The 15,568-nt window shown below is 61.0% G+C and carries 12 protein-coding genes; 7 read left to right on the top strand and 5 right to left on the bottom strand.

Annotation, left to right across the window (positions count from 1 at the left end; genetic code table 11):
- Nucleotides 1–4: 4 nt before the first annotated feature.
- The 5 genes from T518_RS00300 to uvrB form a co-directional block, all read right to left on the bottom strand.
- Nucleotides 5–1,453: a sodium:solute symporter family protein gene (locus tag T518_RS00300; RefSeq protein ID WP_036373515.1), complete on the bottom strand. Its 1,449-nt coding sequence runs from the start codon at nt 1,451–1,453 to the stop codon at nt 5–7.
- Nucleotides 1,454–1,511: 58 nt separating this feature from the next.
- Nucleotides 1,512–1,844 (bottom strand): hypothetical protein, encoded by a 333-nt coding sequence (locus tag T518_RS00305; RefSeq protein WP_036373518.1) that lies wholly within the window; start codon nt 1,842–1,844, stop codon nt 1,512–1,514.
- Nucleotides 1,845–1,894: 50 nt separating this feature from the next.
- Nucleotides 1,895–3,139 carry an RNA-guided endonuclease IscB gene (gene iscB, locus T518_RS00310; RefSeq protein WP_036373520.1) on the bottom strand — a complete coding sequence of 415 codons (1,245 nt, stop codon included), beginning with the start codon at nt 3,137–3,139 and terminating at the stop codon, nt 1,895–1,897.
- A gap of 387 nt (nt 3,140–3,526) precedes the next feature.
- Nucleotides 3,527–6,355, bottom strand: a complete 2,829-nt coding sequence (gene uvrA / locus T518_RS00315; protein WP_036373523.1) for an excinuclease ABC subunit UvrA — start codon at nt 6,353–6,355, stop codon at nt 3,527–3,529.
- Between the two features lie 70 nt (nt 6,356–6,425).
- The gene (gene uvrB, locus T518_RS00320; RefSeq protein ID WP_036373526.1) at nt 6,426–8,492 is read right to left on the bottom strand and encodes an excinuclease ABC subunit UvrB; all 2,067 of its coding nucleotides are present in this window, start codon (nt 8,490–8,492) and stop codon (nt 6,426–6,428) included.
- A 264-nt stretch (nt 8,493–8,756) separates the two neighbouring features.
- Between uvrB and T518_RS00325 the strand changes: the two genes are divergently transcribed.
- The 7 genes from T518_RS00325 to T518_RS00355 all read left to right on the top strand — a co-directional run bounded on the left by T518_RS00325 (nt 8,757) and on the right by T518_RS00355 (nt 15,510).
- Complete coding sequence (locus tag T518_RS00325; protein ID WP_036373528.1) at nt 8,757–9,248, top strand: PTS sugar transporter subunit IIB; 492 nt, start codon at nt 8,757–8,759, stop codon at nt 9,246–9,248.
- A gap of 86 nt (nt 9,249–9,334) precedes the next feature.
- Nucleotides 9,335–10,153, top strand: coding sequence for a PTS mannose/fructose/sorbose transporter subunit IIC (locus T518_RS00330; RefSeq protein WP_036373531.1), 819 nt, complete (start codon nt 9,335–9,337; stop codon nt 10,151–10,153).
- Nucleotides 10,125–11,000, top strand: coding sequence for a PTS mannose transporter subunit IID (gene manZ / locus T518_RS00335; protein ID WP_172674652.1), 876 nt, complete (start codon nt 10,125–10,127; stop codon nt 10,998–11,000). Before T518_RS00330 ends, manZ begins: the two co-directional genes overlap by 29 nt.
- 183 nt (nt 11,001–11,183) lie before the next feature.
- On the top strand, nt 11,184–12,149 hold the full coding sequence (locus tag T518_RS00340; RefSeq protein ID WP_036373537.1) for a sugar ABC transporter substrate-binding protein: 966 nt from the start codon (nt 11,184–11,186) through the stop codon (nt 12,147–12,149).
- Nucleotides 12,150–13,502: a sensor histidine kinase gene (locus T518_RS00345; RefSeq protein WP_081828371.1), complete on the top strand. Its 1,353-nt coding sequence runs from the start codon at nt 12,150–12,152 to the stop codon at nt 13,500–13,502.
- Entirely contained in the window at nt 13,499–14,191 is a 693-nt protein-coding gene (locus T518_RS00350; protein ID WP_211248158.1) for a response regulator transcription factor, read from the top strand. The genes T518_RS00345 and T518_RS00350 overlap by 4 nt, the downstream gene beginning before the upstream one ends.
- Complete coding sequence (locus tag T518_RS00355; RefSeq protein ID WP_036373539.1) at nt 14,188–15,510, top strand: ABC transporter substrate-binding protein; 1,323 nt, start codon at nt 14,188–14,190, stop codon at nt 15,508–15,510. The genes T518_RS00350 and T518_RS00355 overlap by 4 nt, the downstream gene beginning before the upstream one ends.
- Nucleotides 15,511–15,568: the final 58 nt, after the last annotated feature.

A 15,568-nucleotide genomic window follows, 5' to 3' on the forward strand; every position in this document is an offset into this window, starting at 1 on the left:
GTCATCAGCGATGGCGCAGCCAGCACGGGATGAGGCAGAGGGCGCTGACGGCGAGGCCGAAGAAGAGCGGGTTGCCGGCGGCGCCGAGGAAGACGGCGATGAGGGCGGCGGCGGTCGAGAGGGCCATGGAGAGCGTGGCGCTCATGGCGGTGATGGTGCCTGGCGCAAAGATGGCGAAGCTCAGCGGCAGGAAGATGCCGCCGCTCCGGAGGGCCATGGACAGGAAGTTCCAGAAGAGGACCTGACTGCCCTCGTTGGCCAGCGCGATAAAAGCGGCCAGCGTGATGGTCAAAAGGACGATCAGGCGCGTGACGGCGAGCTCTGAGAGGTGGTACGGATGGTTGGGTGTCGGGATTTCCGTGATGTCGATGATCTGGTTCTCAGGATCTTCGGCGAGCTTGTGGATCTTGCGCGCGCGCAGCGTCACGCGAGCGCGGTGGAAGATGTCGCGCGAGAGCATCGTGCCGATGCCGAGCGACAGGCCGGCAATCGAGCCGATTAGGGAGAGCATGATGCCGCCCATGGCGATGCCGCCGAGCAGGGATGGCTGCTCCGTCAAGAGGTACGTCGGCAGCGAGAGGATCGGCATGATCTCAGGATGCGCCGCGCCCATGTAGATGCCGACCATCGCGCAGGGCAGTCCGACCGGCAGGCTGATGAGCGCTGCCGTAAAGGCCGCGACGGATGCCGTGCGCGGATTCGAGGCCGAGAAGATGGCCTGGATGTACGACTGCGTGCAGAGCATGCCGATGACGACGGACGAGAAGTTCGCGAGGATGTGGCTCATGTCGCCGCGCAGCAGGTTGAAGGTCCCCTCCGGCAGGGTTGCCGAGACGGCAGGATCGGCAAAGAGCGAATGCGAGGCCATGATGCCGGCGATGGCCATCGTGACCCAGATGACGATCATCTTGAGGATGCCTCCGACACCGGCACTCTTCATGCCGCCGAAAAAGGCATAGGCTGCGACGGTCAGGACGAGCAGGATCGTCGCGGGCAAAAACGAGATGCCGAAGATCGCGGCGATGATGTAGATGGCCGGCAGGCAGCTTGCCACCGCGCTGAACAGGATGCCGATGGATGAGACGACACTCGAGAAGATGCCGCAGGTCACGCCGAAGTTCTGGGCGAGGAACTGCGGGATCGTCTCGAGTGCCGTGCGGCGCAGGGGCTTGGCATAGAAGAGGCCCATGATGATGAGTCCGACGCCGGAGCCGATGGTGAACCACCAGGCCGACAGTCCGACGGTCGCGGCGAGCTGCGCCGTGCCGACGGTCGCACCGCCGCCGACACATGTGCCCGCGATGCCGCCTGCGACGAGCGGCACACCGGCCGACCGGCCGCCGACACTGAAGCCTTTCGTCGAGTGGACGGACCGGGCCGCCCGGATGCCAAACCCCAGCACGACAGCGATCGTCGCGCAGATGGCGATGATCTGCAAGAGAGAAATATCCATGAAATACACACCTCAAAAAAAGAAAGCCCCCCGCTCGATGAGCTGGGGCAATGAAAAATCATTCAAACCAGATCCAGAACACGCCGATGACCGCGATGGCGATGGCCGCGATGTTGCGGTGATAGTAGTCGGCGAGCCAGCCGATGTGCGTCACATCGTAGAGCCAGCCGAGCACGCGCAGCGCGATGTAGTGGATGATACAGCCGACGAGATAGGCGAGGCCGACCTCGATGGCGATGACCAGCATCGTGATGGACAGGCCGATCATCGCGAAGATGCCCGTGAAGAACAGGCCGATGATGATGAGGGCCGCCACGATGACGAAGAGCGAGCCGCCGAGCGCAACGCCGATGCCCGCAAGGGCTGCCAGGAATCCCTTCAAGCTATCCATAAGAACTCCTCCTTTTAAAAATATGGTCAAATGTGTCCGGAAGTGTTTGTCTAAGCACATTTGAACCAATATATCTTGTCATATCTCCACAAAAGCCTTGCTTTCAGAGCATTAACCCGTTTGCAATGCTTTGTAGGGGATTGGAAATTCAACTGGTTTTTGTCGGGATACATTGCGGTAACGTAACCCGTATGAGTTTCACCGTTGCGATAAGTGTAGGTCACATAATCCCGATGATGGAAACCGCAGACTTCATCGACTCCAGCTTTGTTTTTGCGACGCATAGGCTTTATAGTCCACTCTTCGATGTCTATGTTCTCTGGCTTCAAGTCAGTTATACAGACTGCATCATTGGAGTGAGTCTTTGCAATATCCCAGTCTTCACGTTTATTGGCGGTGTTGCCGCCAGTAGTCAAAACTAGCGAACCTCTTTGTTGCAGTTGTTCTCTGAACCAATGCTTGCCCTGCATAACACGCTGGGCATCATCAAGTCCTTCGACATGACCTGTGGAGCCAATCAAAGCATAGTACCTATCTGCAAACTGTGATTCCCTGCCAAAAGTTTTAGCATGGCATTTAGGGCATAGTGTTATCAGATTACTTATAGTATCAGCCCCGCCGGTCTTTCGTGGAGTAATGTGATGTACTTCAAAACGAGTTTTGGTCTTGCCGCATTCCACACACTTGCAGCCATCACGATGAATAGCTGCCAGCCGAAGATTGTTGTCCAGCCTGTTCGACTTCTGGTATTGCCAACGATAAGGCTTGTAGCCATCGGTTAGTGCCCGAATGTCAATTTTTACGTCTTCCAACCAGTAGCCGTCAATGCGAACCCACTGCCTAAGTCTGTCAATTACTCGAAGAATTGCCTGTTTTCTTTGGATTATCGAAGGCATTAGCCTGCCGCTACGCCTTGATGATGCACGGTTTAGAAACCTGGCGGGGCGATACTGCTTATGGTATCTATGATACCTGCGATAGCCACGACGAACGGTCAGCAAATGCTTGACATCCTTGCGCTGCTCGATAGTGCCTTTGAACAAAACCTTGTTTCTGGTCTGGCATTTCTGCACCAGAGCCATGCCGACATGATTCGCACCATCGTCAATACCACAACGAATTTCATCATTGTTGGGATTATCCATGACTTTATTCAATTGAATTATCATTGGAAACTTCGATACCAGTCGAGCTTTATATTGACGAACAAGCCGCCAAGCATTCTGCTCGATTGTTGGGTCAAGTTGTTTTCTTTTCGCGTCCAAAACGAACGCATATTTCTTGATTTTTGGCATCTCTGCCACCTTTCCTTTTGGAAGAATTTTCCTTCTTGCCCATGTCGTCAGGAAGCCCATGTGTTTCCCTGTTATCACCGCAGGACATTAGCGATGTTTCTTAGTTGGCACTCTCAGAGCAGCGGACTGATGGTTTACATCCGCAGGTGAGTCTTTAGCTTATTCTGATAACTTAGTTCATCCCGCAAGCAGCTTTCGCTGAACACGGTCACTGGGGCTTGAAACGGCTTCATAAGCATCTATGCATGAGATATTTGTCCACTTATGCGTAGATTTATCGATACTATCGACTACTTATTAGTTCGTCCTTTCAAGTTCTGTCATGCAACTTCATGATTCACCTTCATTATAGGAAGAACGTCTGCCCTCCGCAAGATGCTTTTTGCATCAGCCGTTCTTTTCTTCGAGCAAGGGCCTGAGGAACTTGCCCGTGTACGACTCCGGCACTTTGACGATGTCCTCGGGGCGCCCCGTCGCCACGATGGTGCCGCCCTTGTCGCCGCCCTCCGGGCCGAGGTCGATGATGTAGTCCGCCGTCTTGATGACATCGAGATTGTGTTCGATGACGACGACCGTGTCGCCGCCTGAGACGAGGCGCTGCAGGATGTCGAGGAGCTTGTGGATGTCGGCCGTGTGCAGGCCCGTCGTCGGCTCGTCGAGGATGTAGAGCGTCTTGCCCGTCGAGCGGCGCGAGAGCTCTGTCGCGAGCTTGACGCGCTGCGCCTCGCCGCCCGAGAGCGTCGTCGCAGGCTGGCCGAGCTTGATGTAGCCGAGGCCGACGTCCTGGATGATCTTCAGCTTGCGCGCGATGCGCGGCACATTGGCGAAGAAGTCGACGGCCTCGTCGATCGTCATGTCGAGGACTTCGGAGATGTTCTTGCCCTTGTAGCGGACCTCGAGCGTCTCGCGGTTGTAGCGCGCGCCCTTGCAGACCTCGCAGGGCACGTAGACGTCGGGCAGGAAGTGCATCTCGATCTTGAGGATGCCGTCGCCCTTGCACGCCTCGCAGCGGCCACCCTTGACGTTGAAGCTGAAGCGGCCGGCCTTGTAGCCGCGCATGCGCGCCTCACTCGTCTGGCTGAAGAGCTCGCGGATTGCGTCGAAGACGCCCGTGTACGTCGCCGGATTCGAGCGCGGCGTGCGGCCGATCGGCTGCTGGTCGATGTCGATGATCTTGTCGATGTTCTCGAGTCCCTTGATCTTCTTGTGCTTGCCCGGCTTGCCCTTCACGTGGTAGAGGCGCGAGGCGATGCCCTTGTAGAGGATCTCGTTGACGAGCGTCGACTTGCCCGAGCCCGAGACGCCCGTGACGAGCGTCAAGGTACCGAGCGGGAACTTGACCGTCAGGTTCTTGAGGTTGTTCTCGGCGGCGCCGACGACCTCGATGAACTTGCCCGTGCCTGGCCGGCGCTTGGCGGGGACCGGGATGAACTTGCGGCGCGCGAGATAGGCACCTGTGATGGAGTCTGGATTCTCCTTGATCTCCTCAGCCGTTCCCTCTGCGACGACGCGCCCGCCGTTCGCGCCGGCGCCCGGGCCGATGTCGATGATGTGGTCGGCCGCGTACATCGTGTCCTCGTCGTGTTCGACGACGATCAGCGTATTGCCGAGGTCGCGCAGGTGCTTGAGCGTCGCGAGCAGGCGGTTGTTGTCGCGCTGGTGCAGGCCGATGCTCGGCTCGTCGAGGACGTAGAGGACGCCCTGAAGGCCCGAGCCGATCTGCGTCGCGAGCCGGATGCGCTGTGCCTCGCCACCGGAAAGCGTCCCCGCCGAGCGCGAGAGCGTCAAATAGTCGAGGCCGACGTCCAGGAGAAAGTTCAGGCGCGCGTGGATCTCCTTGAGGATCTGGCGCGCAATCTTCGCCTCGCGCGGCGTCAGCGTCAGCTGCGTGAAGAAGGCGTCGGCCTCGCGGATCGTCATGCGCGTGACCTCGTCGATGTTCTTGCCGCCGACGGTGACGGCGAGCGTCTCCGGCTTTAAACGCGCGCCGTGGCAGGCCTTGCAGGGGATTTCGGTCATGTAGTTCTCGTACGACTCGCGCATCTCGTCGCTGTCCGTCTCGTGGTAGCGGCGCGCGAGCAGCGGCATGACGCCCTCGAACGGCACGAAGTACTCCTTGTCCTCGCCGAACATGTTCGTGTAGCGGAAGTGGAAGCGCTCCTCGCCCGAGCCGTAGAGCAGGGCCTGCTTTGTCTTCTTATCGAGCTCCTGCCACGGCGTCTCGAGGCTGTAGCCGCGATTCTCGAGGATGGCCTTCATCACGCACATCGCGTACGAGTGCAGGTTCTTCGAGAGCGGCGCAAAGACACCGCCGCCCACACTCAGCCTCGGATCCGGAAGGACGAGCTCTTCATCGAACTCCATGTGGCTGCCGAGGCCCGTGCAGACGGGGCAGGCGCCGTAGGGATTGTTGAACGAGAACATGCGCGGCGTGAGTTCCGGCAGGCTGATGCCGCAGTCCACGCAGGCAAAGTTTTCGCTGAACATCAGGAGCTCGCCGTCCACGATCTGCACATAAGCGACGCCCTCGCCGAGCTTCAGTGCCGTCTCGAGCGAGTCGGCCAGGCGCGCCTCCATGCCCTCGCGCACGACGAGGCGGTCGATGACGACCTCAATCGTGTGCTTCTTGTTCTTCTCGAGCTGGATGTCCTCACCGAGCTCCATGACCTCGCCGTCGATGCGCACGCGCACATACCCCTCGTGGCGGATGTGCGCGAGGATCTTCTTGTGCTCGCCCTTCTTGCCGCGCACGACCTGCGCCATGATGAGCAGCTTCGTGCGCTCCGGCAGCGCCCGGATCTGGTCAATCATCTGGTCGACGGACTGCTGCGTGATGGACTTGCCGCACTTCGGGCAGTGCGGATGCCCCACGCGCGCGAAGAGCAGTCTGAGGTAGTCGTAGATCTCGGTGACCGTGCCGACGGTCGAGCGCGGGTTGTGGCTCGTCGTCTTCTGGTCGATCGAGATGGCCGGCGAAAGGCCGTCGATCTGGTCGACATCCGGCTTGTCCATCTGGCCGAGGAACTGGCGCGCGTACGACGAGAGCGACTCGACGTAGCGGCGCTGCCCCTCGGCGTAGATCGTGTCAAAGGCCAGCGACGACTTGCCGGAGCCCGACAGGCCCGTGATGACGACGAGCTTGTCGCGCGGGATGTCGACGTTGATGTTCTTGAGGTTGTGGGCTCTTGCGCCCCGTATCTTGATGTATCGTTCCATTGCTTTTACCTATTATCTAGTATCTACTCATTATCTAGTATCGATGTATCTATGATCGCACCCGTGGCGCTCACTTCTTGCTTCGCCTGCTCTTGGAGGCCTTCTTTGGTGCCGCGCCGGGCAGACTGCCGTCGAGCTCGAGGATCATGTCGCGGAGCTCTGCGGCCCGCTCGAACTCGAGCGCGCGAGACGCCTGCTGCATCTCGCGCGTCAGCGTCTTGATGAGGTTCTCCCTGTCCTTCTTCGTCAGCTTCTTCTTGCCCGGCTTCACCTCGTACTTGCCGCCCGACTCAGCGACGAGTGTCGTCTCAATGAGCGGCTTGATGGGCTTGACGATCGTCTTCGGCGTGATTCCGTGCGCCTTGTTGTAGGCCTGCTGGATCTCGCGGCGGCGCGCCGTCTCGTCGATGGCGCGCTTCATGGAGTCCGTGATGCGGTCGGCGTACATGATGACGTGGCCGCGCGCATTGCGAGCCGCGCGGCCGATGATCTGGATGAGCGACGTGTCGGAGCGCAGGAAGCCCTCTTTGTCGGCATCGAGGATGGCGATCAGCGAGACTTCCGGCATGTCGAGGCCCTCGCGCAGGAGGTTGATGCCGACGAGCACATCGAATTCGCCGGCGCGCAGGTCGTGGATGATCTCCGCGCGCTCGATCGTCGCGATGTCGGAATGGAGGTAGCGCACCTTGACGCCGACCTCCGTGAAGTAGTCTGTGAGGTTCTCCGCCATCTTCTTGGTCAGCGTCGTGACGAGCACGCGCTCGTGGCGCTCGATGCGCAGCTTGATCTCGGCGAGCAGGTCATCGATCTGCCCCTCGAGCGGCCGCACTTCGATCTCAGGATCTAAGAGTCCCGTCGGGCGGATGATCTGCTGAGCGACCTGCTGGGCCCGCTCGAGTTCGTATTTGCCCGGCGTCGCCGAGACGTAGATGATCTGGTTGATGCGCGCGGCAAATTCCTCGAAGGTCAGCGGACGGTTGTCGAAGGCCGACGGCAGGCGGAAGCCGTTCTCGACGAGCGACACCTTGCGGCTGCGGTCGCCGGCGTACATCGCGTGGAGCTGCGGCAGCGTCACATGCGACTCATCCATGACAATGAGGAAGTCCTCCGGGAAGTAGTCGAGCAGGGTGTAGGGCGCCTCCCCCGCCTTGCGGTGCGTCAGATGGCGCGAGTAATTCTCGATGCCTGAGCAGTAGCCCATCTCCTGCATCATCTCGAGATCGTAGCGTGTGCGCTGCTCGATGCGCTGGGCCTCGATGAGCTTGCCCTCCGCCTTGAACTTCTTGACCTGCTCCTCCATCTCCGCCTCGATGTCCTTCATCGCGATCTTGAGGTCCTCGTCCTCCGTGACGTAGTGCGAGGCCGGGAAGATCATCGAATGCGTGCGCTCGCCGTAGACCTCCCCCGTCACGACATCGAACTCGACGATGCGGTCCACCTCATCGCCGAAGAGCTCGATGCGCACCGCGCGGTTGTTGTAGCCGGCCGGGAAGACTTCGATGACATCGCCGCGCACGCGGAACTGGCCGCGCTCAAAGGCGACGTCATTGCGCTCGTAGCGGATGGAGACGAGCTTCTTTAAGATCACGTCGCGGTCGACCGTCTGCCCCTTGTGCAGCGACAGCACCATCTCGTGGTAGCTCTCCGGCGAGCCCAGGCCGTAGATGCAGGAGACAGAGGCGACGATGATGACATCGCGCCGCTCAAACAGCGAGCACGTCGCGCTGTGGCGCAGCTCATCGATCTCGTCGTTGATCGACGCATCCTTCTCGATGTACGTATCGGTCGAGGCGATGTAGGCTTCCGGCTGATAGAAATCGTAATAGCTGACGAAGTAGCCGACGTAGTTGTTCGGGAAGAACGCCTTGAACTCACTCGCGAGCTGCGCCGCGAGCGTCTTGTTGTGGGCGATGACGAGCGTCGGCTTCTGCACCTTCTCGATGACCTTGGCGATCGTGTACGTCTTGCCCGTGCCCGTCGCGCCCAGGAGGACCTGCGCCTGCTGTCCGTTCTCGACGCCTGCAGCCAGCTCCTCGATGGCCTGCGGCTGATCGCCCATCGGCGCAAACGGCGCCACGACCTCAAAGGGCTTCTCCTCATCAAAATGCATCGTATTGAGCTTTGGCACCTTCGCCATGCAATCCCCTCCTGTAATCAAAAAACATTCTCCATATCAGACGTGTAACTCTATTATATACGTCCACTTCAAAAAAATCCACAGCAAGTGCAGGCGGCCCGCATGACAAATGTCATATCCCGTTCATGCGATATTGTGACGCATATCCAATGTATTTCTTCTCGATTTATCGTATTATAGGAACTGTCAGATAGATAAAGCAGTCGAGCGGAAATGATTCAGACTGCTCCGCTATTCCGGTACAAGGAAAGAGAGGTACTCATTATGGAAATCGCATTCTGCCGCATCGACGACCGCCTGATCCACGGCCAGGTCGCTACTGTATGGACGAAGGTCACGGGCTGCAACCGCATCATGTGCTGCAACGATGAAGTCGCACAGGACACGCTGCGCAAGAAGCTCCTGCTGCAGGTCGCTCCTCCGGGCATCAAGGCGTACGTCATCCCGGTCGAGAAGGCCGTCGCCGCCTACAAGAACCCGAAGTACGCGCCCTTCAAGACGCTGTTCCTCTTCACGAATCCGCGCGATGTCGTGCGCGCCGTCAAGGGCGGCATCCCGTTCAAGTCGGTCAACCTCGGCGGCATGACCTACAAGGACGGCGACACGCTGATCTCGCAGGCCGTCGCCGTCAACAAGGATGACGCCGCTGCCATCAAGGAGCTCGTCGACATGGGCATCGAGGTCGAGATCCGCAAGCTCGCCAACGAGCCGAAGAAAGACGCCATCGAAGCACTCAAGGCAAAGGGCCTGCTCTGAGCGGCTGATCCGACTGATTTTGGGAAATGAAACAAGCGGCAGCCTTGGGGAGGCTGCCGCCATATCCTGAAGGGGGAACATTCAAAATGACTACAATCCAGTTCATCCTGCTCATCCTCGTCGCAGCCGTCGCCGGCATGGGGTCGGTCCTCGACGAAGCACAATTCCATCGCCCGCTCGTCGCCTGCACGCTCGTCGGCCTCGTGCTCGGCGATATCACAACCGGTATCATCCTCGGCGGTACACTTGAAATGCTCGCACTCGGCTGGATGAACGTCGGTGCAGCCATGGCACCAGATGCCGCGCTCGCATCCGTCGTCTCCGCCATCCTCGTCATCGTCGGCCACCAGAGCATCGGCGCCGGCATCGCGATTGCCGTGCCGCTCGCCGCTGCAGGCCAGGTCCTGACGATCTTCGTCCGCACGATCACCGTCTTCTTCCAGCACCTCGCCGATAAGTTCGCCCTCGAGGGCAATGGCTTCGGCATTGAGATGTGCCACCTCGGCGGCCTCCTTCTGCAGGCCATCCGCGTTGCTGTACCGGCTGCCCTCGTCGCTGCCATCGCCGGCACGGACACCGTCAACGCCATGCTCGCTTCGATCCCTGAAGTCATCACGCGCGGCCTGCAGGTCGCCGGCGGCTTCATCGTCGTCGTCGGTTATGCGATGGTCATCAACATGATGAACGCGAAATCGCTCATGCCGTTCTTCTTCCTCGGTTTCCTCGTCGCCGTCTTCACGAACGTCAACCTCATCGGCTTCGGCGCCATCGGCCTGATCGCTGCTTACTTCCACGTCAAGGGCCTGCAGCGCGACATCGCCATCGAAGAGGCCGCCAAGACGGGCGGCCCTGGCGCAGCTGGCGGCACGGGGCTCGATGACATCGACGACTCCGATCTCATGTAAGGTGAAGGAGGAAAACACGATCATGGAAAAGAAACTCAACAAAAAAGATCTCATCAACATCTTCATCCGCTCGAACTTCCTCCTGGGCTCGTTCAACTTCGAGCGCATGCAGGCCATCGGCTTCTGCGTCTCGCTGCTGCCGGCCCTGCGGAAGGTCTACAAGGACGATAAGCCGGCAATGGCCGCCGCTATGAAGCGCCACCTCGAATTCTTCAACACGCAGCCGTTCCTCGCCACGCCGATCATGGGCATCACGGCCGCCATGGAGGAGAAGAAAGCCAACGGCGCGGACATCAGCGACCAGACAATCTCCGGCGTCAAGGTCGGCCTCATGGGCCCGCTCGCCGGCGTCGGCGACCCGATTTTCTGGGGCACGCTGCGCCCGGTCCTCGCGGCCCTCGGCGCTGGCATCGCCCTGACGGGCAGCATCATGGGCCCGCTGATCTTCTTCCTCGTCTTCAATGCCATCCGCCTCGCCACGAACTGGTACGGCGTCATGTACGGCTACTCGAAGGGCACGGAGCTCGTCGATGAGATGGGCGGCAACAAGATGCGCTTCCTCACGGAAGGCTCCTCCGTCCTCGGACTTCTCGTCATGGGCGCCCTCGTCGCCAAGTGGACGACCGTCAACATGCCGCTCGTGCTCTCGAGCTACACGAACAGCGCCGGCGAGCAGGTCACAACGACGGTCCAGACCATCCTCGACAGCCTCATGCCCGGCATCGTGCCGCTGCTCATGACCTTCGCCTGCATGTGGCTCCTGCGCAAGAACGTCAACCCGCTCATCATCATCCTGGGCCTCTTCGCCCTCGGCATCGTCGGCTATGCAATCGGCCTGTTCGCCTGATTGCCTGACTGCAACAAGAGCCTGATTCCATACCGCTCATGCAAGCATCCCGCAAAGACCAAAAACGTCTTTGCGGGATTTTTTGCCCAAATACGCAGCCGGCGCGGCCTGATTGACTGACCCTTATGGTATAATCAATACAGCAACGATTTTCTAGCCCCACTTGAAAAGAAAGGAATTACCATGATCCGGGAAATACGGACAATCGCCCTCCTGATGGCCATCATCATCGTCTGCCTCGCCCTCGGCACGCTCAATGCGCCGCAGCGCGACCTCAGCGCGAAGCAGGAGGAACACCAGAAGCGCTTTGGCGCCGTCTACATGACACTCAACAACCCGTTCTACGAGATCATCGACGAGGAGATCCGGACGGAGGTCGAGAAGCACGGCGATGTGCTGCTCTCGCGCGACCCGGCGCTCTCGGTCGAGAAGCAGACCGAGGAGATCGAGGACCTCATCCGCGAGGGCGTCTCCGTCATCTTCCTCAACCCCGTCGACTTCGAGCGCATGGGGCCAGCGCTTGAAGCTGCGCGCGCAGCCCACATCCCCGTCATCACGATCGACACAAATGTCCAGGATAGCGACTTTGTCGCCTCGACCATCGAGACGGACAACTACGCGGCCGGCCGCGCCTGCGCCGAGCACCTCCTGCAGCACGCTGACCACGCGAACATCCTGCTTCTCAAGCACAGCAGTGCGCACTCAGCCGTCGACCGCATCACGGGCTTCCGGCAGACGATCGCGGGCCATCCGGGCTTCACCATCGTCGACGAGGCGGAGTGTGACGGGCAGCTCGAGCGCGCCATGCCGGCCATGCAGGAGATGCTCAGCCGCCATCCCGAGGCCGACACTGTCATGGCGCTCAACGATCCATCTGCACTCGGCGCTATGGCTGCGCTCGAGTCCTGCGGCAGGCTGCAGTCGTTCCGCGTCTACGGCGTCGACGGCGTCCCCGAGACGAAGGAGCTGATCCTTGCGGGGCGCATGACGGCGACGGCGGCCCAGTCGCCGCGCCGCATCGGCCGCCTAGCGGCACAGCAGGCCTACCGCCTCTTGGACGGCGAGCCGGTCGACCGCCTGATCCAGCTGCCAACCCATCTATGGACGCAGGAAAACCTGACGCCCGCCAAGACAAAGGAGTGGGATTGAATGAGCGACACAAGCCTACGCCGCGCCAAGCGCCTCGCGCGCGCGCTCGACGCCAGCGAGCTGCACCAGATGCACGACGTCCTGATCATCTACAACGGCATGGTCGTCACGCTGACTGCCGCCTTCATGAGCCTCACGCAGGACAAGATCATCCGGTCGTTCCACGCGCGCGCCTTCCTCGAGCAGCTGTCGAGCGTGCCGCTGCCGCCCGTATCGGGCTTCTTCACTTCAGTCGGCGCCTTCCTGCTGCTCGCCCTGCTCGGCTGGCTCTACCGCGAAGGCAAGATGATGCCGACGATGCGCTACGCCTGCCTCACGGCAGAGATCTTCGTCTGCATCGTCCTGCTGCGCAGCTTCGACCTCGCCTACGACGGCGTCGTGCTGCTCGTCGTCGCCGACCTCCTGCACCGCTATTCCGGCCGCCACCAGCTCGTCGTGCTGACCTGCGCCATGCTCGGCCTCTACGCCATCGTCGACTACAATGCGATGTTCTTCGAGCATCAGGTCACGCCGTTTGACGTCTACACCTCGTACTACGCGCCGTCTGCGCGGTCCTGGATCCACCTGATGCACACGGGCCTCGCCTCGTTCAACCTCATCCTCTTCGTCTTCTACCTGACGCTGCTCATCCGCCAGAACCACCAGGAGAAGCAGCGCATCGCGAGCCTCAACGCCCAGCTCGAAGAGGCGAACACGCGCCTGCGCGCCTACGCGATCGAAGCGGAGTCCATGGCCGAGACGCGCGAGCGCAACCGCCTCGCGCGCGAGATCCATGACACGCTCGGCCACGCGCTGACCGGCATCGCCGCGGGGCTCGACGCCACCGCGCTGCTCGTCGACCTCGCCCCCGACAAGGCCAAGGAACAGCTCGTCAAAATAAAGGAGACGGCCCTGCGCGGCCTCAAGGATGTGCGCCGCAGCGTCAAGAAGCTGCGGCCCGACGACCTCGAGCACCTGCCGCTGCGGCAGGCCATCGCGAACATGGTGGAGGAATTCGCGAGCTCGACCGGCATGAAGATCGACTTCGAGGTCCTCGAGTGGCCCGAGCGCCTGCGCCCCGACCAGGAAGAGGTGCTCTACCGCGTCGTGCAGGAAGGCATGACGAACGCAAGGCGCCACGGCCACGCCAAGCACCTCGAGATCACCATTGGCGCCAAGCGCGGCGCCATCTACCTGCTGCTCGCCGATGACGGCGAGGGCGCCGACATCGCCGAGCTCGAGAAGGGCTTCGGCCTGCGCCACATGCAGGAGCGCCTTGCCCTGCTGCACGGCAAGCTCCGCTACTGGAGCGACTCCGGGTTCACACTCGAGGCAATCCTGCCAGAAAATGAGGAGGCATCGAACTTTTTATGATGGACAAGATCAAGATCATGATTGCAGATGACCAGGAGCTCATCCGCGACAGTCTCAGCATCGTACTGGGCGCCAATGCCGATATGGAAGTCACGGGGCTTGCAGGCAACGGCCGCGAGCTCATCGAGCTCATCGAGAAGGGCAGGAAAGCACTGCCTGACGTCGTGCTCATGGATGTGCGCATGCCGGAGCTCGACGGCGTGGAAGCGACGCACGCCGTCAAAGAACGCTGGCCGCAGGTCCGCATCATCATCCTCACGACGTTCGACGACGACGAATACGTCTTCAACGCCCTCAAGTACGGCGCGAGCGGCTACCTCTTGAAGGGCGTGTCGGTGCCGGAGCTCAGCGCGGCCATCCGCACGGTCGCGCAGGGCGGCGCCATGATCAACCCGGGCATCGTGACGAAGGTCGTCAAGTTCTTCAACCAGATGGCACAGTCGAGCCTCACGACCTCGCCTGAGGAGACGATGGACGCCGCTGTCCTCGGCCACACGGAGCGCAATATCGCGCTGCTCGTCGGCCGCGGCCTCTCGAACAAGGAAATCGCGGCAAAGCTCTCGCTCTCAGACGGCACCATCCGCAACGGCCTCTCCTCAGCCCTCTCTAAGCTCAATCTGCGCGACCGCACGCAGCTCGCAATCTGGGCCGTGCAGACGGGTCTTGCAAATGAAGAGGTACATCCATGAGCGGGAAGCGTCGCCTGCGCTCTCCCTTTGCTTTGCTGCTGCTCGTCGCGTACGCCTTCGTCTTCTTCTCGCTCTATCTCATGGAGCCGTGCGCCATCGAGCTGCGCGTCGGGACGTTTGCCGGCAGCAATTGGGACGTGCCGCAGGGCGAGAGCTACGCCTATCTCGACCATGTCATCGCGCGCTTCGAAGCGGAGCACCCCGGCGTCAAAGTCACCTACCAGAGCGGCATCCGCAAGTCCGACTACACGGAATGGCTAGCGGGGCGTGAGCTCGCCGGCGAGATGCCCGACGTCTTCCTGATCCCGCAGGACGATTTCAACCTCTACGCAGGGCTCGGCGCCCTGCTGCCGCTCGATGCGCTCGCCAAGAAGGACGATGCCTTCGCGCTCGACGACTTCTACCCCGCTCCGCTCGCCTTCGGCCGCAGCGCAGATGACGCCGCGCTCTACGCCCTGCCCGCCGAATGCGTGCCGCGCCTGATGTTCGTCAACCGCACGCTGCTCGACCGCGAGGGCATCCCCATGCCGCAGGACGACTGGACCTGGGACGACTTCCTCGCCATCTGCCAGAAGGTCACGCGCGATACGGACGGCGACGGCCGCCTCGACCAGTTCGGCGCCTACGGCTACAACTGGCAGGATGCCGCCGTCACGAGCGGGGCCGAGCTGTTCCGCGAGGACGGCAAGGCGTCGTATTTCACCGACGAGCGCATCGAGAGCGCCGTGCGCTTCGCCAACGCGCTGCACCAGCTCCAGCGCAACCAAGTCGTGCAGGAGCGCGACTTCGACATCGGCCACGTCGCCTTCCGCCCCTTCAACTTCGCCGCCTACCGCACGTACAAGCCCTATCCCTGGCGTATCAAGAAGGCCACGGACTTCGAGTGGGACTGCATCCGCCTGCCCCGCGGGCCGGAGGGGCGCAACACCTCGCCCGTGCAGACGCTGCTCATGGGCATCAGCGCCAAGACGAAAGAACGTCAGCTCGCCTGGGAATTCCTCAAGGCATACTGCCACGACAGGGAGAACCAGACATTGCTGCTCTCGCTTTCAGCGGCCCTGCCGACGCGGCGCGGCATCATCGAGGAGGCCGCCCCACAGGAGCTCTTCGGCGCGGAGGCCAGCGGCCGGACAGGCCGCAGCCCGCTGGCCGTCAGCCAGGTCATCGAGGAAGGCACCGTCCCCTACCGCTTCCCGCGCTACGTAGCGGCCATGAGGCTGGCCGACCAGGAGATCCAGAAGCTCATCGACAGCGACGCGCTCGAGGTCAACTCCATGAACCGCATCCAGAAGGAAATCAACGACCTCCTTCTCAAGTGAACGCACAAAAAAATCGACCGACAGATTCCTGTCAGTCGATTTTTTTTGCATGTTTGTT

It is taken from the genome of Mitsuokella jalaludinii DSM 13811 (genome assembly GCF_000702905.1).
Lineage (GTDB): Bacteria > Bacillota > Negativicutes > Selenomonadales > Selenomonadaceae > Mitsuokella > Mitsuokella jalaludinii.